Annotated in this window: 21 protein-coding genes; 9 read left to right on the forward strand and 12 right to left on the reverse strand. The window is 70.5% G+C overall.

The window, feature by feature from the left end:
• Nucleotides 1-131 precede the first annotated feature (131 nt).
• Entirely contained in the window at nt 132-443 is a 312-nt protein-coding gene (locus ABN273_RS37755; protein ID WP_349453931.1) for a hypothetical protein, read from the reverse strand.
• 139 nt (nt 444-582) lie between these two features.
• Here ABN273_RS37755 and ABN273_RS37760 point away from each other — a divergent pair, with 139 nt between their 5' ends.
• From ABN273_RS37760 to ABN273_RS37775, 4 genes are all read left to right on the forward strand, one after another.
• A complete protein-coding gene (locus ABN273_RS37760) occupies nt 583-996 on the forward strand; it encodes a ribonuclease domain-containing protein (RefSeq protein ID WP_349453933.1) in 414 nt (137 codons plus the stop codon).
• 7 nt (nt 997-1,003) lie between these two features.
• The gene (locus ABN273_RS37765; protein WP_349453934.1) at nt 1,004-1,393 is read left to right on the forward strand and encodes a barstar family protein; all 390 of its coding nucleotides are present in this window, start codon (nt 1,004-1,006) and stop codon (nt 1,391-1,393) included.
• Between the two features lie 34 nt (nt 1,394-1,427).
• The gene (locus tag ABN273_RS37770; RefSeq protein WP_349453936.1) at nt 1,428-2,966 is read left to right on the forward strand and encodes an OmpA family protein; all 1,539 of its coding nucleotides are present in this window, start codon (nt 1,428-1,430) and stop codon (nt 2,964-2,966) included.
• Between the two features lie 157 nt (nt 2,967-3,123).
• Nucleotides 3,124-3,318 carry a DUF5708 family protein gene (locus tag ABN273_RS37775; RefSeq protein WP_349453937.1) on the forward strand — a complete coding sequence of 65 codons (195 nt, stop codon included), beginning with the start codon at nt 3,124-3,126 and terminating at the stop codon, nt 3,316-3,318.
• Here the strand turns inward: ABN273_RS37775 and ABN273_RS37780 are convergent.
• From ABN273_RS37780 to ABN273_RS37790, 3 genes are all read right to left on the reverse strand, one after another.
• Nucleotides 3,285-3,776 carry a peroxiredoxin family protein gene (locus ABN273_RS37780; RefSeq protein WP_349453938.1) on the reverse strand — a complete coding sequence of 164 codons (492 nt, stop codon included), beginning with the start codon at nt 3,774-3,776 and terminating at the stop codon, nt 3,285-3,287. The genes ABN273_RS37775 and ABN273_RS37780 overlap by 34 nt on opposite strands.
• 50 nt (nt 3,777-3,826) lie before the next feature.
• Nucleotides 3,827-4,420: an RNA polymerase sigma factor gene (locus ABN273_RS37785; protein ID WP_349453939.1), complete on the reverse strand. Its 594-nt coding sequence runs from the start codon at nt 4,418-4,420 to the stop codon at nt 3,827-3,829.
• A gap of 69 nt (nt 4,421-4,489) precedes the next feature.
• Nucleotides 4,490-5,503 carry a hypothetical protein gene (locus ABN273_RS37790; RefSeq protein ID WP_349453940.1) on the reverse strand — a complete coding sequence of 338 codons (1,014 nt, stop codon included), beginning with the start codon at nt 5,501-5,503 and terminating at the stop codon, nt 4,490-4,492.
• 129 nt (nt 5,504-5,632) lie between these two features.
• On the opposite strand from ABN273_RS37790, the gene ABN273_RS37795 reads away from it, so the two are divergent.
• Nucleotides 5,633-6,730, forward strand: coding sequence for a sensor histidine kinase (locus ABN273_RS37795; RefSeq protein ID WP_349454006.1), 1,098 nt, complete (start codon nt 5,633-5,635; stop codon nt 6,728-6,730).
• Entirely contained in the window at nt 6,670-7,299 is a 630-nt protein-coding gene (locus tag ABN273_RS37800; protein WP_349453941.1) for a response regulator, read from the forward strand. Before ABN273_RS37795 ends, ABN273_RS37800 begins: the two co-directional genes overlap by 61 nt.
• A 49-nt stretch (nt 7,300-7,348) precedes the next feature.
• On the opposite strand, the gene ABN273_RS37805 is transcribed toward ABN273_RS37800, so the two are convergent.
• Nucleotides 7,349-9,109, reverse strand: a complete 1,761-nt coding sequence (locus tag ABN273_RS37805) for a right-handed parallel beta-helix repeat-containing protein (RefSeq protein ID WP_349453942.1) — start codon at nt 9,107-9,109, stop codon at nt 7,349-7,351.
• A gap of 64 nt (nt 9,110-9,173) precedes the next feature.
• On the opposite strand from ABN273_RS37805, the gene ABN273_RS37810 reads away from it, so the two are divergent.
• The 3 genes from ABN273_RS37810 to ABN273_RS37820 all read left to right on the forward strand — a co-directional run bounded on the left by ABN273_RS37810 (nt 9,174) and on the right by ABN273_RS37820 (nt 11,289).
• Nucleotides 9,174-10,025, forward strand: coding sequence for a TetR/AcrR family transcriptional regulator (locus tag ABN273_RS37810; protein ID WP_349453943.1), 852 nt, complete (start codon nt 9,174-9,176; stop codon nt 10,023-10,025).
• Nucleotides 10,026-10,112: 87 nt separating this feature from the next.
• Complete coding sequence (locus tag ABN273_RS37815; RefSeq protein ID WP_349453944.1) at nt 10,113-10,712, forward strand: TetR/AcrR family transcriptional regulator; 600 nt, start codon at nt 10,113-10,115, stop codon at nt 10,710-10,712.
• A 205-nt stretch (nt 10,713-10,917) separates the two neighbouring features.
• A complete protein-coding gene (locus ABN273_RS37820) occupies nt 10,918-11,289 on the forward strand; it encodes a sensor histidine kinase (RefSeq protein ID WP_349453945.1) in 372 nt (123 codons plus the stop codon).
• A 42-nt stretch (nt 11,290-11,331) separates the two neighbouring features.
• Here the strand turns inward: ABN273_RS37820 and ABN273_RS37825 are convergent, their stop codons facing one another.
• The 7 genes from ABN273_RS37825 to ABN273_RS37855 form a co-directional block, all read right to left on the reverse strand.
• The gene (locus tag ABN273_RS37825) at nt 11,332-12,045 is read right to left on the reverse strand and encodes an alpha/beta fold hydrolase (RefSeq protein ID WP_349453946.1); all 714 of its coding nucleotides are present in this window, start codon (nt 12,043-12,045) and stop codon (nt 11,332-11,334) included.
• Nucleotides 12,042-13,517: a glycoside hydrolase family 43 protein gene (locus ABN273_RS37830; RefSeq protein WP_349453947.1), complete on the reverse strand. Its 1,476-nt coding sequence runs from the start codon at nt 13,515-13,517 to the stop codon at nt 12,042-12,044. Before ABN273_RS37830 ends, ABN273_RS37825 begins: the two co-directional genes overlap by 4 nt.
• A complete protein-coding gene (locus ABN273_RS37835) occupies nt 13,514-14,659 on the reverse strand; it encodes a glycosyl hydrolase family 95 catalytic domain-containing protein (protein WP_349453948.1) in 1,146 nt (381 codons plus the stop codon). The genes ABN273_RS37830 and ABN273_RS37835 overlap by 4 nt, the downstream gene beginning before the upstream one ends.
• Nucleotides 14,557-15,606, reverse strand: a complete 1,050-nt coding sequence (locus ABN273_RS37840; RefSeq protein WP_349453949.1) for a glycoside hydrolase family 95 protein — start codon at nt 15,604-15,606, stop codon at nt 14,557-14,559. Before ABN273_RS37840 ends, ABN273_RS37835 begins: the two co-directional genes overlap by 103 nt.
• Before the next feature lie 126 nt (nt 15,607-15,732).
• Nucleotides 15,733-17,304, reverse strand: a complete 1,572-nt coding sequence (locus tag ABN273_RS37845; RefSeq protein WP_349453950.1) for a DUF3502 domain-containing protein — start codon at nt 17,302-17,304, stop codon at nt 15,733-15,735.
• Nucleotides 17,305-17,332: 28 nt separating this feature from the next.
• Nucleotides 17,333-18,199, reverse strand: a complete 867-nt coding sequence (locus tag ABN273_RS37850) for a carbohydrate ABC transporter permease (RefSeq protein WP_349453951.1) — start codon at nt 18,197-18,199, stop codon at nt 17,333-17,335.
• Nucleotides 18,196-19,182, reverse strand: coding sequence for an ABC transporter permease (locus tag ABN273_RS37855; protein ID WP_349453952.1), 987 nt, complete (start codon nt 19,180-19,182; stop codon nt 18,196-18,198). The genes ABN273_RS37850 and ABN273_RS37855 overlap by 4 nt, the downstream gene beginning before the upstream one ends.
• Between the last annotated feature and the right edge of the window lie 75 nt (nt 19,183-19,257).

The following is a 19,257-nucleotide window of genomic DNA, read 5'->3' on the forward strand; positions in this document are numbered from 1 at the left end:
GAAGCGGGACGTCAAAAGGGCAGCACGAGAGGGCAGCATAACCTAAATCAGAAACGAATGTCCACACTTACTATTAGCGTCAACCTCGGTGCCAAGGCCACTATTTCATGGCCTGAATGGATTCGTCAATCTCAGTTTTCCGGCACTGGGCGGCGGCGTCCAGTTGGGGTTACCGGCGCGGGTGAGGGGTCTTCCAGGCCGAGGGTGAGGCTCCCGCCACACAGCCAGGACGGCACGGCCGCCCCGAGCTGGTACTTGGCGTGCAGGCCGAGCGCGTGCCGCAGGCGGTCGGCGATCTCCGGGTAGAGGTCCTGCCCCTGGATCCGGGCGGTCTCGGCCAGCTGGGCCTTGCTGACGAGCACGCCGGGGTGCGCGAAAGCGGCCGGCGCGGTCCTGGCCGTGGCGGCGGGCGGGGACGAGACGGGGGCGATCAGCGTGACCACCAGCGCGAGTGCGCTTGCCGCCGACCCGACGTATGGGACGGCCGCGAAATATTCACCATACTTTTGACGACTTTGTCTTTTTTGATCTGACTTAAGCGGTGATCATTACGGTGTCCGTCGCACCCCACAAGGAGGCTTCGTGCACACTCCCCAACGCCCCGGACCGTCCTGGCCGGTGAGGCTCACCGTCGTCCTCGCCGCCATCGTCTCCGTCATCGCCCTGGTCGGCATCACCCCAGCCGGCGCCGCGGTCTACAACTCCTGCACCATCTCGCGGTGCGCCGACGCGCGCTCGGCCAGCTCGATCTGGGCCTCCAAGGGCTACCCCACCTCCCGCGGCTGGTACTCGTGGCCGGACGGCAGGTACAACTACACCGGCGGGCGCTTCTACAACCGCGAGGGCCAGCTCCCCAGCGGCGCCACCTACTATGAGTACGACGTGTACTCCCGGGCGCGGGGTGCCGCGCGGGACGCGTACCGGATCGTCGTCAACCGCAGCACCGGCGTGGTGTGGTTCTCGCCCAACCACTACACCGACTTCTACCGGCTCTAGGACTGCCATGACCTCCGCCGCACACCCGCTGCCGCACTGGCTGACCGTGTCCACCAGCCCAGCGCCCGCGGTGGTGGATGGGCGGGTCTGCCGGACCCGCGCCGCCTTCTTCGAGGAGGTGGCGCGGGCTCTGCGCTTCCCCGGCTACTTCGGCCGCAACTGGGACGCGCTCACCGACTGCCTGCGCGACACCGGCGCCGTCGCCCTGCTCGTGGAGCACGCCGAGGAGCTGCTCGACGCCGAGCCTCCCGAGCAGTTCGCCACGTTGCTGGCCGTCCTCGCCGACGCCGCCGAGGGCGGGCTGACCGTGACTCTGCGCACCGACGCTGCCCACGAGGCCGCGCTCCGGCAGCGGGCCGCCGCCGCGCTGACCGGAAGAGCCGGCGCCGGGAATTAGGTCGTCAAGATACAAATACGGCAGTATCTCCCAGATGAACCACCGGATCGCCGCCCCCTTGATCACTTTGTTCGCGATCTCGGCCTGCGGCCTGTCCTCGCAGGCCGCACCGCGCACGTCGGCACCGCCGGCGACAACGCCCTCCCCCAGCGCGACCAGCAAGCCGAGCACAGCCGATCAGGACACCCGCCCCGCCTTGGCGCAGACCCGCAGCACCAAGACCGAGAACCTCAAGGTCGAGGTCGTCGGGCTGAACCGGGTCAAGAGCAAACACCTGGTCGTCCAGCTCAGGTTGACGAACACGGGCAGCGAAAAGCTGCCGTGGACCGGCGAGATGGGCGACAACACCCGCCCGCTCGGGGAGATCCGCTGGGCATCCGGCATCGGGGTGCTGGACGCGCAGGCGCATTCCTGGATCCTGCCGTACCAGCCTGCCGGCTCCCCCTGCCTGTGCAGCGACCAGGACCGTGACGGCCTCGGCTACTTCATCGAACCGGGCAAGTCGATCAGCCTGTACGCGGTCATGCCCGCCCCCTCGGGCAACCCGTCCACCACCACGGTCGTCACCCCCGTGGGCCCGCCGATGACAGACGTCCCGATCAGCGACGACCCGCCGGTCACGCCGTCCGGCATGACGATCCCCGACCCGGACGCCGAGCCCGTCACCACCGTCACCCGCCGTCTCGTGACCCCGTCCGAGTCGCTCGACAAGTCGGAGGAAACCGCGGACGACGGCCGGGATCTGCAGGTCAACCTCTCCTCCGACGTGCTGTTCGCGGTGAACAAGGCCACGCTCACCCCCAAGGCGAAAGCGGTCCTGGCGCGTACCGCGAAGCTCATCGACGCCTCGGCCGGCGCGACGGTGAAGGTGGCGGGGCACGCGGACTCCTCCGGCAACAACGCCATCAACGACCCCCTGTCCACCCGCCGCGCCCAGGCCGTGCGCCAGGCGCTGTCCGCGCTGGTCACCAGGCAGGGCGTGGGCTTCCAGGCCAAGGGGTACGGCTCGCGCCGCCCCCTGTACGGCAACGACACCGACGAGGGCAAGCGGCGCAACCGCCGCGTCACCGTGACCTTCGCCAAGCCCCAGTCGCCGGCGTCCGCCGCGCCCGCCACGACCGTCACTCCCGGCGCGACCGGCCTGACGGGCACCGGCCAGGCGGACGGCCAGCCGATCTCCATGGAGATCACCGGCCTGCGGCGGCTGCCGGGCGGCCTCGGGCTGCTGACGTACCGGATCGAGAACCAGGGTGCCGGCGAAGCCTGGTTCAACGAGCTCCACCACGCGCGGGACTGGATGTCGTTCAAGTACCAGGCCGCCTCCAACGTCACGCTGACCGACGTGGCAGCCCGCCGCCAGTACCTGCCCGCCCGCCTCCAGGTCGCCGACGACAAGGGCGGCTTCGACTCCTACTGTGCCTGCACCGACGTGTCCGGCGTACGCCTGAACACCGAGAAGTTCGGCCCCGGGCAGCAGCGCGAGTTCTGGAGCCTGTTCGCACTGCCCGAGGCGGCCACCACGCTGAAGGTGAAGATCGGGAGCTTCCGCGATCTGCAGGTGCCGATCCAGTAGCGGCTGGACGAGGTGAGGCCCGGACGGCGCACCCACCTGTCCACCGGAATCAGCCGAAAGATGTACGCGACCTCCTCAGTCCGCAGGAAGCCTCGCGACCCTGCCCTTCACTAGGGTTTCCGGAGATTCCACCCCTCGCGATCGAAAGAGTTCCCTCATGGCCTCCGCCCGCAAGACGCTGATCACCGGTTCGGCCACCTTCGTCGGGGGGCTGGCGCTGTGGCTGTTCGGGCTCGACGAGGAGATCTTCATCTTCACGCCGTCGAAGGTGGGGGTGGTCCTCATGGTCGTCGGCGGGCTGGAGGCCATGTACGGGATCTACAAGGGCGTGCGCGGCGACGATCCGGCCTGAGCGCGGAGACCCTGCACAGCGGCAGCGATCCCGTTCTTGTCGTAGCCGCTGGTGGGCAGGGTGGCGCCGTGCGCATGGCGGATGATGCCCTGGGAATCGATGAGGATGTCGCCTGACTGCTGCAGCGAGCCGAAGACCTTTCTGCTCAGGCCGAGCATCTCGTGCGGAGTGCCGCGGCGCCCGACGAGGACGGGGAAGGGGACCTGGCGCTTGGCCTTCCACGCGGCCGCTTCCTGACGGTCCTCGGGAACGGCGACGAACACCTGGACGTTGTCGGCCGCGAGCTCGTCGCGGCCCCGGATGAGATCTCGCACGTGCCTGTTGCAGACCGGGCACGACGTCGACCGCATGAAATAGATCAGCACGGCATGTTTGCCCCGGTAGTCGGACAGGCGGACGGCCTGGCCGTCGGTGTCCTCGAGCACTACGTCGGGCGCGGGCGATCCGGTTTCGAGCATGGCGGAACTTCCTCTTCGGACTCGGGTGGTGGAAATGCGGTCGGCTCAGGTCAGGCGCTGGTGGTTCCGGGGTCAGCCGGGCCGCCGGTGGGGCCGGTCATGCCGCCCAGGCTGAGCCGGAGCCTGCTGCGGGCCCGGTGCAGCTGGGACTTCATCGCGGCGTTGCTCAAGCCGAGCATCCCCGCGACCCTCCGGCCCGGGTAGCCCAGCACATCCCGCATGATCAGTACTCTGCGCTGAACATCCGGCAGCTCCCTGATCGCCTGCGCGACGAGTTCGGCTTCCAGCCGCCGGATGACCTCGTCCTCGGCTGACGTCGCCAGACCGGCGCCGGCCTCCTCGGTGCGGTCGAACAGCAGTCGCGCGCGGCGCAGGCACTCGTTCCGGACGATTCTGAACATCCACGATGCCAGTGCCCCAGTGGCGCGTAGCGAGCCGATCTTCCGATAGAGGATGATCAACGCTTCCTGCGCGGCGTCCTCGGCGTCCTGCGGGGACGCACAGAGATGCTCCGCGAAGCGCCGCACGTGAGAATGGGCGCCGTCGATCACCGCGGTGATCGACTCGCGATCGCCGGCCTGCGCAGCCTCAATGAGCTGCGCGCTCACCCAGGAGCGGTCAGCCGGCCTCATGACGTCACGCATACCCATCTCCTTCTCAGTGTGACCGTCACCCCATAAGAGGGCCCCGGACCGCGAAAGGATTCACCGTTATCAGAGCCGACCGCGCCGGCCGCCGGCCGCCTCCCCCACTCCGGCCGCCTCGCCCACCCTGACGTCCCTGCGGCGCAGGTGGTACGAGACGGTGGCGGTGGCCAGGGCGGCGCCCCAGATCGGCCAGAAGCACTCCGGGAGCCAGGCCCCCCATTCGTCCAGGCCGAAGCGGCCGGCGATCGTCCACCGGATGTAGGTCAGCCCGGCCACGGTGATGATGATCGAGACGAACCCCGCCGGGATGACCGCCAGCAGCGGCGGCACCCGCCTGCCGCGCAGCCCGGGGATCCAGCGGGGGAAGATCTCACCCCACCGCTGGGCCAGGCCCAGGGTGAGCACGCCGCCGAACGCGCCGAACGTCGCCAGGTAGGCCCCGGCCAGCCACAGGCCGCCCGCGCCTTCGGCGAGGAATTCCCGGCTCACCCCGAGCGGGATGCCCAGCGCCCAGGCCCACCGGGTCAGGCAGTACACCAGCGGCACCACGGCGGCCACGTACGCGGCCCTGCGCCCCCGCGACGGGGTGAACCAGTGGGACCGGCCCCGGCCGCAGGCCAGCGCCGCGGCCGTCAGCAGCAGCCCGCCGAGCACGCAGACGAGCTGGTTGAGCACGGGCCACGGCCAGGCGTCGGCGAACGTGGCCCCGCCCAGGCCCCAGCCGAAGACCGGCGCGACCAGCAGCAGGGGCGTATAGGCGACGCCCATCATGAGGCGGGAGTCGGGGATCACCAGGACCAGGAGCGCGGCGATCGGCCACGCCGCGAACAGGGGAGCCCGGCCGCCGCCGCGGGTCAGCGCCAGCGCCGTCACCATGGTGAGCAGCGCGAAGGCGGCGATCCACCAGCCGAAGCGCGGCGTCGTACCGGCCAGGATGGACAGTGCCCCGTCCGGGTCGGGGTCGGAGGCGCCCCAGGGAAAGCCGGGCATCCCCAGCGCCCATGCCGCCCCGAGCACCCCGTAGGCCAGCGCCCACACCGCAGCCGCGTAGCCGCGCCGGCGAGAAGTAACGGTTTCCATGGGATCAGCGTCGCGGCCGGGCCCGTTGCCGGGCGAGATGCCGTTCGGCACCCTTGCCGCCGGTGAACATGCCGTTCGGCACCCTGTGGGTGCTTCTGGCGCGGGCATATCCTCGGTGCGGTGAGCTTGATGTGGGTCGCGGCCTCCGTGCCGGTGCTGGTTGCCGTCGGAGCGGCGGCGGCCGTCCTGTTCCGCCGGCCGCTCAGGTCGCGGCTGCCCGCCCTGGTCTGGCCGGCCGCCGCCGTCTCCTTCGCCGTCACGCTGGCCTGCGTCCTCGGGGTGGCCGCGCCCGCGCCGGGCGCCGGCGCGCTGTGGATGACCGAGAGCCTGGCGCTCATGGCGCTGACCGGCCTGGTCGTCCGGTACGCGCCGCCGCGGCAGGCCGCCGCGGCCGCGCCGGCGGCGGGTCTGGCCGCGTCCGTGTGGCTGCTGCGTTCGTTCACCCCCGCCTCGCCGCTGGAAGGGGTGGGCGTCTGCGCGTTCTGGGGCCTGGGCGCGCTCCTGGCCGCCGCCGTCGGCGGCTACCTGCGCCATGTCGAGGCACGCGAGACCCGCGCGGTGGCCGACGCCCGCGCCGCGCTGCGGCTGCGGCTCGCCAGGGACCTGCACGACTTCGTCGCCCACGACATCAGCGAGATGGTGGCGCACGCCCAGGCAGGCACGGTCACGGGCGATCCGCTGCGGGCGCTCGAACGCGTCGAAGCGGCGGGGCAGCGCGCCATGTCGATGCTGGACCGCACCCTGGACATGCTCCACCACGACCGGCCCCGCTCCCCCGCGGGCGACCTGAGCGGCATCCGCGCAGCCGCCGAACGTTTCTCCGCCGCGGGCGCCGCTCAGGTCCGCCTGCGCGTGGATCCGCACGTGACGGTTCCCGCGGAGCTCGGGGCGCTGGCCTACCGGATCGTGGTCGAGGGACTGACCAACGTACGGCGGCACGCTCCCCAGGCCACCCGGGTGGGCCTCACCGTCGGCGCCGAATCCGGCGCGCTCGAGATCACGATGGCCAACGACGGCGTGACCGGAGCGCGCGGCGGGCGGCGCGGCGGGTCCGGCCTGGCCGGGCTGGCGGCGCTCGTCCGGGAGCAGGGCGGTGACCTGGCGACGGAGGCCGTAGGGGACGGGTGGTCGTTGATCGCCCGACTGCCGCTGGCACAATCGCCGGAGTGGCCACCCGCATCCTCATCGCCGACGACCAGGAAGGCATCCGCAGCGCCTTCCGGCTGATCCTCGACGCCCAGCCCGACATGACCGTCGTGGCGGAGGCCGCCGACGGCCGGGCCGCGATCGACACGGCCAGGGCGATCGAGCCCGACGTCGTGCTCGCCGACATCCGCATGCCCGGGGCCGACGGCATCGAGGTGGCCCGCGCCCTGTCCGGCACGGGCATCCACGTGGTGATCGTCACGACGTTCGGGCTCGACGAGTACGTTCACGCGGCGCTGCGGCACGGCGCGTCGGGGTTCGTGCTCAAGCGCTCCGGCCCCGCGCTGCTCGTCGAGGCCATCCGGGCCGCGATGACCGGTGACATGCTCATCAGCCCCCAGCTCACCGTCCGGCTGCTGCGCGAGCGTGGCCTGCCGCGCGAGCGGCCGGACGTCGTCCTCACCGAGCGCGAGGACGAGATCGTCGCGATGGTGGCGCAGGGCAAGACCAACGCCGAGATCGCCGCGGAGCTGTTCCTCGCGCCGGGCACGGTCAAGAACCACATCGCGGCCGTCCAGCGCAAGATCGACGCCAGGAACCGGGTCGGCATCGCCGCATGGGCCTGGGCCACCGGCAGGGCCGAGCCATGAGCTCAGGCGCAGGCCGGCGACCAGAACGGGACGGCGCCGGTGCCGGGCTTCACCGGCGCGACGATCCCGCCGAGCGCGACCCCGCCCGCGGACGGGCGAGCCCCGCCCGTGACCGGATGCCGGCGGTGGCGGCGTTCAGTTCCCGTTCGTCCTTGAGCGTCACGTTCCCTTCGTAGGTCACCCCGCTGGGCGGGCCATCGTGCCCGACCGGGTCGGCGTCCCAGAAGTTGCCCCGGTAGACGACGTTCTCCAGCGGCGGCGCCACCGTCAGCACGGCCGTGCTGTCCGCCCGCGCGACGACGTTCCCCTCCACCGTCACCCACGAGGCCCCGTAGTCGGTGTAGAGCCCGAAGTTGTACGGCGTGCGCGTGTCCTCGATGACGTTGCCCTGCACCAGCGCCCCGTCCGCACGCGAGGTTCCCTGCGCCCCGGCCAGGTAGATCCCGCCTCCGTCGGCCAGCACCTGCATGGTGTCCACGGTGAGGTTGCGCAGGACGCGCGTCCCCTCCCCCGGGCCCACGACGATGCCGCAGTGCGGCACGTCCGCGACCTCGTTCCGCGCGACCACGCACCCCTTCGTGCCCATCACGGCGATCCCCGGCGACCCGCTGTACTCGAGCCCGGCGTGATGCACCCAGGTGTCCTCGATCGTGACATCCCGCCCGCCCGACACCGAGACGCCGCCGCCCGACAGTGTGTCGAGGTCACATCCGCGCACCACGACCTCGGCGCCGCCCGTGATGCTCAGCCCGAACGCCCCGAGCCGGGTGAACCGGCAGCCTTCGATCTCCACCCCGGCCACGTCCGCGAACGTCACGCACGCCGGGATCGACGCCGACGCGGCCGGGAACGTCACCGACATCCCCTCGCCCAGGACGGCCGTCTCGACGCCGCCGCCCTCGTAGTAGCCGCTGCCGTGATAGTGCAGGAAGCCCTCGGGACGGCTTGGCCGCAGCCAGGTCGCGTCGGCGAACACGATGCCTCGGAACGACACGTTCCGCGTCCCCACGGCGTTCAGCAGCGTTTCCAGCACCGGCGCGACCACCCGCGTGCGCTCGGGATCCTCGCCGGGGCCAGGCAGGTAGAGCAGGACGTGCCGCCCGGGACGTGAGCGGTCGAGCACGAAAGTGCCCGGCTCGCTGAGGAAGGCGGCGTCGTTCTCGATGCGGGTGGGCAGCCCGGGGCCTTGCGACGTCTGGCCCTCCCAGGTGGAGTTGTAGAGCTCGGCGGCCCATCCGAACACCGGCTGCGCCATGGTGATCACCGTCGGGCCGCCGCCCGCCGAGACGCCGGCCACTCCGCAGCGGGCCTCTGTCCACGGGTAGACGCCCCGGTAGACGAACTCCACGTCGCCCGGGCTCCGCCACCCGAGCGGGTCCGCACTGTCTGTGACGTAACCCGTGACGTTTGCGGCGGCAGTGCCGGGCAGGCCGGGGATGCCGGCGCGGAGGGCGCGGCGGCCGTCCACGTAGAGCTGGCGGAAGTCCAGGTGGCCGACGTCGGCCGACCACACGCCGTCCGCCCGCACCTGCCAGCCCGTGATGAGGCGGCCGCCGCTCACCACGGCCTCCTCCTGCTCGGGCGTGCCGTAGCCGTACGCCTGGTAGACGGTCCCCGAGTCGGCCTCGGTGAGCTCCAGGGGCCCGGCCGGCACGTGGACGCCCGCCCTGAGGTGCACGACGACGTCACCTGCCGACTCTCTGGCTGCCTCCCTGGCCGCGGACCGGGCGCGTTCGAGCGTGGCGAAGGGACGCTCCGCCGTGCCCGGCCAGGTGTCGTCACCGGAAGGCGCGACATGGAAGTGGAACATCAGGACCTCCATTTGTGGTTTATGGCGTACACGTAGTAGTACACCATAAGCAAGGAGGGCGCCAATGACACGAGGCAGAGCCGGGGACCCGGACCACGGGGTGGAGTTGCTGTGGCGAGCGCGGGAGCGCGAGCCGCGGCCCGGCCTCAGCCTGGGCAGGATCGTGCAGGCCGCCATCGAGCTGGCCGACGCCGAGGGCCTGGCCGGTCTGTCGATGCGCAAGGTGGCCGACCGGCTCGGCTTCACGACCATGTCCCTCTACCGCCACGTGCCCGGCCGGGACCAGCTCGTCGACCTGATGGTGGACGAGGTCACGGGCGAGCACCCCGACGACGTGCCCAGCGCCGAAGGCTGGCGGGCGCGGCTGGAGGCCGGCGCGCGGCAGGCGTGGCGGATCAGGAAGAGGCACCCCTGGCTGGGCGAGGTACGCGGCACCCGCCACCTCCCAGGACCCAACGCCGTCGCCCACTACGACTACATGCTGAGCACCCTCATCGACACCGCGCTCACCCCGTCCGAGGTGATCGCCGTCGTCGGCGTAGTCGGCAGGTTCGTCGACGCCGAGGCCCTGCTCCTGCTCGAGACCCAGCGCGAGGAACGGCGCAGCGGCGTGTCCGAGCAGGAGTGGTGGGGCGCGCGCGACACGCTCTACGAACGCCTCGACCGCTATCCTGCGATCACGCACCTGTGGACGGCCGGCGGCTGGGACGCCCCCGAGGACTCCTTCGAGTTCGGCCTGCGCCGCCTGCTGGACGGCGTCGAGGCCCTCATCAACAGCCGTGACGAAAAGCGTGACGAAACTCAGCAGTGCGAGGAGTGCGGAAGGCCTCTGGAGCCCGGGGCGTCGGGCCGCCCACGCGTCTACTGCTCCCGCGCCTGCCAGCAGCGCGCCTATCGCAAGCGCAGATCCGGCTGAATCGGCCCGGAAATCGGCGGAAGCGGTTCCCCGCGGGCGCCGCACGCCGCCGCGTCTCCGTACCCCTGCCTGTACGATCTCGCACCTATGGAGGACACCGCGGAGAAGGGCCCGAAGCGCAGGCTGCTCGACGCCGCCATCGGCCACCTGGCCGACAGGGGGACCTCGGATCTCACGCTTCGCGGGCTGGCGGCCGCGATCGGCACGAGCCACCGCATGCTGATCTACCACTTCGGCTCGCGCGAAGGACTGCTCGTCGAACTTATCCGCGCGGTGGAGGAGGAGGAGCAGGCGGCCCTGGCCGACCTCCAGCGCGAGCTCGACGACGGAGCACCGGTGGCCGAGGTGGCCCGCCGGTTCTGGCGACGGCTGACCGACCAGGCACGGTTGTCGCAGGAGCGGCTCTGGTTCGAAATGTGCGGCCAGGCGTTGCAGGGGCGGCCCGGCACCACGCACCTGCTGGACAGAATGGTCGAGGGCTGGCTGGGGCCGTTGACGGAATTGAGCCGCCGCGCCGGGCTGCCGCCGGCGAAGGCGCGGGCGAACGCCCGGCTCAGCCTCGCCGTGGCCCGGGGTCTGATGATGGACCTGCTGGCCACCGGGGACAGGCAGGCGGTGGACGAGGCGATGGACCATTTCCTCGACGTGCTCCTGTCCGGCGGCGCGACCGGTCGCATCGGAGGGTGATTCCCTGCATACCCTCTGATACCCCCTTGTGCGTGTAGCATCTCGGACACAGGGGATGAAGATCCGCGGTGGCGGTGATCTGACCGCCGTGCGGAAACGGCGCGAGACCTCCTAGCCATCCGCCGCTCTTGCGACACCACGACGATGGGGCCCGATCTTGGAACGTTTGGAAGAGCAGTCGCATGAGGCCGAGAGCCTTGCGCGGATGTTGGAGAAGCTGCTTGAGGACTGGTCGGCACGCTCGGGGGTCGCGGTCGAGATCTGGGCCCTGCCCAAGGGCGATGTTCCCGACCTCGCCACTCGCAACGTGTTCGCCGCGGTGCAGGAGGCGCTGGCAGGCATCGAGCGCCACGGCCGTGCCCGTACGGTCTCGATCGCCGCCACGCTGGCCGCAAGCGGCCTGCGGCTGACGGTCAGCGACGACGGGGACGGCCTTGCCGACGGTCAGGCCGACCGGGAGGTGGCCGTGATGAAAGCGTGCTTCGCCGAGATCGGCGGGGAGCTCACGGTGAACCGAGTGCCCGGCGAGGGGAGCACCATCACGGGCATCGTCCCGGCCCGGGCTCTGCGGAGTTGACGGCCGGGCCGTGGCGCGGCACGCGTCACGGCCCGCCGGGACTCAGCAGCCCCACTCGGCCAGCACCAGGTCCACGAACCGCGCGGGATGGTCGAGGTGCAGGAAGTGCCCGGCGTCCGGCCACACCACGGTCGTGGAGCGCGGGTGCCCGGGCAGGCCCGCCTCCCACTGCGCGGCCTGCGGCACATTGTGTACGGCGAGCACCGGGCACGTCCGCCTGGCCAGATAACGCGCGGATTCCCGGCGCACCCCGAACGCCCCCGGCACGGTGTACATCCCGGCGTAGCACTCGGCCAGCACGTGACCCGGCGTGGCCAGCAGCTGCTCCGTGATCGGCGCGGGCAGCGGCCCGAGCTGCCGCAACGCCGCGTCCGCACCGTCGGCACGCAGCGCCGCCAGCCGCCCGGGGATGAGCCGCTCCTCCGCCTCGTCGGCGCCGTAGGCGGGGGCGATGACCACCAGCGCGCTGACCAGGTCCGGATGCTCGACCGCCAGCGCGGTGACCACCTGGGCGCCCATGGAGTGCCCGATGGCCACCACCGGCCCGTCCAGCAGCGGCAGCAGGTCACGGGCCAGGTCGGCAGGCCGATATCCGGTTGCCGGGGCCGGTGACCTGCCGTGGCCGCGCAGGTCGGGGGCGATCACCCGGCGCTCGCCGAAGTCCAGCGCGTCCCACACCCGGTGGTCGCCGCCCCAGCCGTGCACCAGGAGCAGCGCAGGCCCTTCGTGGCCCCGGGTCGCCACGTGCACGTTCATGTGTCGTATCTGATCTGCTCGAACCGTGCGGCGCAGCCCTCGCCCGCCAGGTCCTGCACCCAGAATCCGACGAACGCGCCGGTGAAGCCGAACGCGCGCACGTGACCGTCGATGAACTCGTCGGCGTGCTCGTCCGACACGATCGTCGCGTCCAGCTCGGGACCGTCGTTGAACCGCACGACCGGCCCGTCGAACTCCACCCGCAGCCTGACCTCGGGTCCCGCCGGGCCGAGCAGGTGCTCGGTGCGGGTGCCCCGGTCGCTGCTGGTCAGCACCAGGCCGTCGGTGGTCAGCGCGAGGTAGTGCCAGTTGCGCGAGTTGTAGTACGCGGTGATCCCCGCCGATTGATGGACGCTGTCCGGCTCGAACCGCATGACGGCCTCCAGGGAGCACTTCTGCGCTGTGACCCGCCGCGCGAGCAGGCTCGGGCTGCGCAGGCCGTACGGTGACTGGCCGCCCTGGACGGTGAAGCCGCCGGGGTCGGCGACCAGCCAGTCCGGCGAGGCGGGCCGCCGCAGCGTGCTCCAGTCCGTCCCGAGCCCGCTCGGGGAGTCCTCGGGCGCCGGCCACGGATGGGCGGGCAGCGCGGGCGGGACCACCTCGGCGGCGGCCACGCCGCCCGCCACGCGCGGCCAGCCGTCCTCCCAGACCACGCGCTGCAGCGCGGTCTCACGCCCGAGCACACACCTGCGATTGTGGTACGGCCGCGCCACGAGGTGAGCGACGTACCACTCCCCCGTCTGCGTCTGCACCAGGCAGCCGTGCCCCGCCTTCTGCAGTGCCACGCTCGGGTCGTGCCGCGAGGTGAGCATCGGCCCCGCCGGGTCCTCCTCGTACGGCCCGGCCAGCGAGCGGGACCGCAGCACCGTGGCCCCGTGCTCGTAACCGGTGCCACCCTCGGCCACCATCAGGTAGTACCAGCCGTCGATCCGGTAGATGTGCGGGCCTTCGGTGATGTTGCGGTTGGGCAGGATCAGCTCGGGTTTGCCGCCGTCGAGGGGTTGCATCTCGATCCCGGCGAACCCGCGTCCGGGCCGGGAGTCGAAGACCATGTTGAGCAGCCAGCTCCGGCCGTCCTCGTGGTAGAGGGCGGCGTCGAAGCCGCGGCCGGGCAGCCGCACCGGATCGGACCAGGGCCCTTCGATCGAGGGCGCGGTGATCAGGTAGTTGGCGATGTCCTTGTACCCGAGGGCGTAGTTGTCCATGACGCCGTAGACGAGGTGGAACAGCCCGTCGTGGTAGGTCAGGTCGGGCGCCCAGACGCCGCCGGAGTCGGGCACGCCGGACAGGTCGAGCAGCCTGCGCTCGGTCAGGATGCCGCCGAGCGGACGCCAGTTCACCAGGTCGCGGGAGTGGTGGACGCGCACGCCCGGGTACCACTCGAAGGTCGAGGTGGCCAGGTAATAGTCATCCCCCACCCGCACGATCGACGGGTCGGGGTGGAAACCGGGCAGTACGGGGTTGCGGATCATGCGATCTCCACACTCTTTCCAGCAGGCAGCTCAACTTCTCGGCGCAGGCCCGAGGCACGATGGATCACCGTGACAGTCTGATCTATCGGCGAGGTGAGCCGGGCGCGAATGCCGTCACCCCAGGTCAGCTCCTCGACCGTCACCCGGCCCCGGCAGCGGACGCCGCTCACGCGGCCCCGCTCCAGGGCCGACGGCAGCGCGGGCAGCAGCTCGACGATCCCCGGCCGCGAGTAGACCAGCAGCTCGAGGAAGACGCCCGGCAGGCTGATGGCCGCGTCGGCGTTGTAGATCTCCCGGCCGGGGTTGTGAGAGCTCATCAACGAGTCGAAGAACATCCCGTTGTCTAGAATTTTCCGGACATTCGCCCAGGCCAGCTCCCCGTCCTTCAGCCGCGCGGCCGCCAGCGCCCGATGCAGGCTCCCGTGCGCCGACACGTTCTCATCGCCCCTGAGCAGGAGGGCTTCGCGGGCGGCCGTCGCCAGCTCCGGCGTGTCGTCGGGGTTGATCTCGTGCAGCGGCCAGACGGGGTACAGGTGGCTGACATGCCGGTGATCTTCGTACGGCGCCACGTCCGCGATCCACTCGGCGAGCGCGCCCCTTTCGTCGATCTTGTACGGCGGAAGCCGCCTGCCCGCCGGGGAGTCGCCGAGCGCGTGCCTGGCCGCCGCGACGTCCATGGTGGCGTTGACGCAGGCGAAGGGACCACCGCCCGGCCCCACCTCGGGCGAGAACGACGGCACGACGCTCCCGTCCGTCCCGGCGAGGAAGTCCTCCCAGAACAGGCGGCACTCCGCCAGCCAATCCGCCAGCTCGGGGACCGGCTCGCCGGTGGTCTCTGCGTGTTCCACCAGCGGATAAAGCAGCCAGTCCGCCCCGGCCAGCCACATCGTCCACGGCCACTTCGCGTTCAGGTGGAACAGGTGGCCGTTCTCCCCGTCGGTGCGGCTCGGCGCGAGGATGCCCCTGGCGCCGTAGATCTCTCTGGCGTTGGTGCGCCAGTGGTCGATCTGGCCGCGGATGAGGTCGGCGTACCCGTCGATCAGCTCCGGCAGCGCGCCGATGTTGACGCCCGACATCTGGAGGTTGAGGTTGGCGTCGGTGGTGAAGTCGCCCGACCAGGCCGCTCCCCACGCCCCAGCCACAGGCCGGTCAGCCGGGGCGGGAGGATGCCGCCGGAGCTCAGCAGGAGGTAGCGGCCCGCGTGGAACAGCCGCTCCAGCAGCGCGGCGCCGGCCAGCTCGCCGACCGGCCTGGCCCGCTCGTCCGGGGTGGCGCCCAGGTCGAGGGTGACGCGCTCGTAGAGCGGGCGGTGCCGGGCGACGTGCCTTTCCAGCAGGCCGTCGTACCCCAGCGCGGCCAGCTCTCCCAGGTCGGCGGCCGGGAGCGGCTCCGCCGGGCTTTCGTCGTACCGGGCCGTCTTCGTCAGCAGCAGCACCTCGGCCGCGCCCGTCACCGTCACCGTGTCGCCCTCCACGGCGACGCTCCCGCCGCGCGGCCGGACCAGGGTGAGCCCCTCGAAGCCGACGGCTCCGCCGCCCTCGGGCGGGTAGGTGCCGCGGATCCGCAGGAAGACCTGGCCGTCGCGCTCGCCGGCCGCCGTCTCGTAGCGGACCGTGTCCGGCCTGCCGGGCAGGTCGCCGGTCAGGCGGAGGGTGACGTCACCGGTGAGGCGCTGGACGACGACGGCGTCGGCCCGGGAGACGAAGGCCCGGTGCGACTCCGTGGTGACTTCACCGGTGGCGAAGTCGGTGGTGCGGCGGTACTCCCCACTCGACACCGACCGTGAGATCACCAGCTCCCAGCCGGGGTGGAACGGCTGCGTCCACTCCAGGCTCCGGCCGTCGGCCGCCAGCGCCTGGGCCTCGACCGGCCGCCCGGCCAGGATCAGGGAACGGATCTCCGGCAGCAGGTGCGCGATGGCGGGCGGGCGGCGGTCGCGGGTGCCGTTGGGCAGCACGAACCGGTGGTGGTTGACCACCACCCGTTCCTCCCGCGGCTCGCCGTACACCATGATCCCGACCTCGCCGTTGCCGGAGAGGAACGCGTCCTCCCAGGTGAGCGCGGGCGACAGGTCGAGCAAGGAGTGCATCAGTCCTCCAGGTAGAGCACCACGGTGCTGAGCGGTCCCACCTCGATCGGGCGGCCGAGGGGGACGCGGCGGCCGGTGACGAGATTACGGGCGTGGCCGGAGCCGGTCACATGCAGGGTGTCATTCTCACTGGCCCTTGAGGTAGGCGTCGGCCTGCTTGGCCATCTCCGCCTGCACCTTGGCCAGGCCCGCCCTGTCCAGCGCCTTCTTCAGCTTGTCCAGCCCCTGGTCGACGTCCACCGCGCCGATGAACAGCGGGTTGGCGAACTGCGTCATGGCGGCGGTGACCTGGGTGTTCTCCCGCTTGATCGGCTCCGGGTCGGGAACGAAGCTGGCGTACGGGTCGATGGTGAAGTTGTTGATGTCCTGTGCCCAGTCGAACCACTTGGTCTCGGACTCAGTCATGTCCTTGACCCGGCGCTCCAGCTTGGCCCGCCAGGCGAGGGCGAAGCCGGGGAAGGTGTACGTGGACAGCTTCTCGTACTTGTCCTCGCCGATGGGGTTCCAGTCCTTGCCGGCGATGCCGTAATTGAGCAGGTCGTGGTTCTCCTTGATCGACACCCAGTCCTGCAGTTGCATGGCCTTCTCGTTGCTCTGGCCCTTGGCGTTGAGCACGACGAAGTTGTCGCTCTGGAAGGTCTGGTACGGCTTGGCGCTCTCGCCGCCCTTGAGCGGCATCACGTTCGCGATCATCGCGCCCGGCACGTTCTTGGTCAGCTCAGGCAGCGCCGTGGAGGACAGGCCGTCGGTCATGGCCCAGCTGCTGGCGACGCGGCCGGCCTTGAACTGGGAGTCCAGCGCCTTGGTGTCCAGGGTGAGGGCGTTCTTGTTGATCAGCCCGTCCTGGTAGTACTTCCGGATCTTGCGCAGCGCGTCCACCATGCCCGGGGCCTCCCACCACGGGATCGGGTTGGACGAGCCGGTCTGCTTGCCGTCGGCGGCCAGGACGAAGTTGAGCGAGTCGCCGGTGAAGGAGGCGATGCTCATGGTGGGGTTGTCCCACATGTAGGGGTTGAGCCAGCCGACCGGGTTCCACGCCACCAGCAGCTTGGGCATCCGGGAGCTGACCCCGATCGGGATGATGTCCTTGTTCTTCTGCTTGACGTCGTACCAGAACTTCTCCAGCCCCGCGAAGTCCGTGATGTCACTCATGCCGAGCTTCTCCGCCAGGTCCTGGCGGATGCTGAAGTGGTGGAAGCGGGCGACCGAGTTGATCTGGGGCAGGCCGTAGAGCTTGCCGCTCCACCGGTTCAGTTCGATGATCTTCGGGTCGATCGTGGCGGCCAGGTTGGGGTACTTGCCGCTGGACAGCAGGCTGCTCAGCTCGACGATCGAGCCGCTGGCCGCCAGCTGGGTCATGTTGAGCCAGCGCGCCTGCAGCGCGGTGTCGAACTTCTCCCCGGCGGTGAACTTGAGCAGCGCCTGCTGGCCGTAGCTGGTCCACGGGATGAACTGCGGCTTGATGGTGAAGCCCAGGTCGGCCTGGAGCTTCTTGTTGACCTCGGCCAGGACGGGGTCCCAGCCGGCCGGCAGGTCGCCGGGGAGCAGCAGGCTCAGCGCGAGCGCGCCACCGCTCGCGGCGCCGCCGGTGCTCTGCGGCTTCTGAGAGTCGTCCGAGCAGGCGGCGAGGAGTGCGGCGAGGGACAGGCCGCCGCCGGTGGCCAGCAGGCGGCGCCGCGACATGATGTGGTGGGACACGGTAACTCCTGAGGTGGGGGGAGCTGGATCAGCCCTTGGTGGCGCCGAGGGTGATGCCCTTGACGAAGTAGCGCTGGGCGAAGGGGTAGGCGAGCAGGATCGGGCCGATGGTGACGGCCGTGAGAGCCAGCCGGAGCTGGTAGACGGGGGTGGCCGCCTCGGCCAGCTGCGGCAGCATCTGCGTGAACGAGATGTTGGAGATGAGGTTCTGCAGCACGAGCGGGAGCGGGAACTTGTGCACGTCGTCGATGAACAGCAGCGCCATGAACCAGTCGTTCCAGTAGTGCACGGCGTAGAAGAGGCCGACGACGGCGAGGATCGGCTTGGACAGCGGAATCGCGATCGTGAAGAAGATGCGCAGCTCGCCGGCACCGTCGATCTTGGCCGATTCGAAGATCGACTCCGGCAGCTGGCGGAAGGCGCTGACCTGGACGAAGACCAGGAACGGCATGACCAGCAGCGGCAGGATCACCGAGAAGTAGCTGTTCTGCAGCTTCAGGTACTGCGTGACCAGCAGGTAGAGGGGCACCAGACCGCCGGAGAACAGCATCGGCAGGTAGGCGAAGACGGTCAGCGGCCGGCTGATGCCGGGCAACCGGCGGGCGATCACCCAGCTCAGCCCCGAGGTCACCGCCAGGGACAGTGCCGTGCCCACGACCGTGATGAAGACGCTGGCGAAGTAGGCGTCGAGCACCGCCGGACCCGTGAAGATCATCTTGTAGGCGGTGAGGTCGAAGGCCGCGGGGAACAGGCTGTACCCGGTGGTGGCCAGCTCGGTCTCGCTGGTGAACGACCCCGAGATGATCATCCAGAACGGGATCGCGCAGGCCAGCACGGCGAAGGAGACGCCGATGATGCTGACGACGGTGAACGGTTCCAGCTTCTTGCCGCTCATAGGATGCTGGTCTCCTTCGAGTACTTGCGCTGGATCAGCACCGCGATCAACACGAGGATGAAACCCACGACCGACTGGAACAGGCCGACCGCGGCGGTGGTGCCGAAGTCGCCGAGTTGGCGCAGGGCGCGGAAGACGTAGGTGTCGATGACGTCCGTGCTGTCGAACAGGGTGCCGTTGTCCCCGACGATCGCGTAGATGGTGCCGAAGTCGCCGTAGAAGATGCGGCCGACCCCCAGCACCAGCAGGACCGCCGCGGTGGGCTTCAGCAGCGGGAGGGTGATGCGCCAGGCCATCTGGGCCCGCGAGGCTCCGTCGATCATCCCGGCCTCGTAGACCTCCTCGGGGATGCCGGTGATCGCGGCGAGGAAGATGACGCTCAGGTAGCCGCCGAGCTGCCAGACCTTCACCACGGTGAGGATCCACGGCCACGGCCCCGGCTCCGTGTACCAGTCCACCGCGGGGAACCCGAGGCCCCCGAGTGCGTCGTTGACCGCCCCGCCCCCGCCGGAGGCCCCGGCCAGCAGCACCTGCAGGATGATGCTGATCACGACCGGCGAGACGAAGTAGGGGAAGAAGACGACGGACTGGGAGACCCGCTTGAAGAAGGTGCTGCGGATCTCGTTCAGCATGATCGCCAGAATCATCCCGGCGGCCAGCGTCGCGATCAGGAACAGGATGTTGAGGAAGAGCGTGTTGAACAGGATCCGCGCCGCGTCCCCGGACTCCAGGAAGTAGGCGAAGTTCTCCAGCCCGTTCCACGGGCTGTCGAAGATCCCCAGGTTGACGTCGAACTGCTTGAACGCCACCACCAGGCCGGCCATCGGCAGGTAGTTGAAGACAAGGAAGAAGACGACCGCCGGCAGCGCGAGCAGCCCGATCGTCCAGCTCGTGCGGACCGGCCCACGTCGGGCGCGGCGCCTGCCCGGCGGCCCGGAAGGCGGTCTCGTCTGAGGCTCTTGCCTCGTCTGTAGCGTGCTCATCACCGAAGTCCCGTCTGAGGCGGCAGCAGGTGGCTCTCATGGTTGATAGAAACCGTTCGCTGCGAACGCTACGTC

This window comes from Nonomuraea sp. B19D2, assembly GCF_040137845.1.
In the GTDB taxonomy this organism is placed as follows: Bacteria; Actinomycetota; Actinomycetes; order Streptosporangiales; family Streptosporangiaceae; genus Nonomuraea.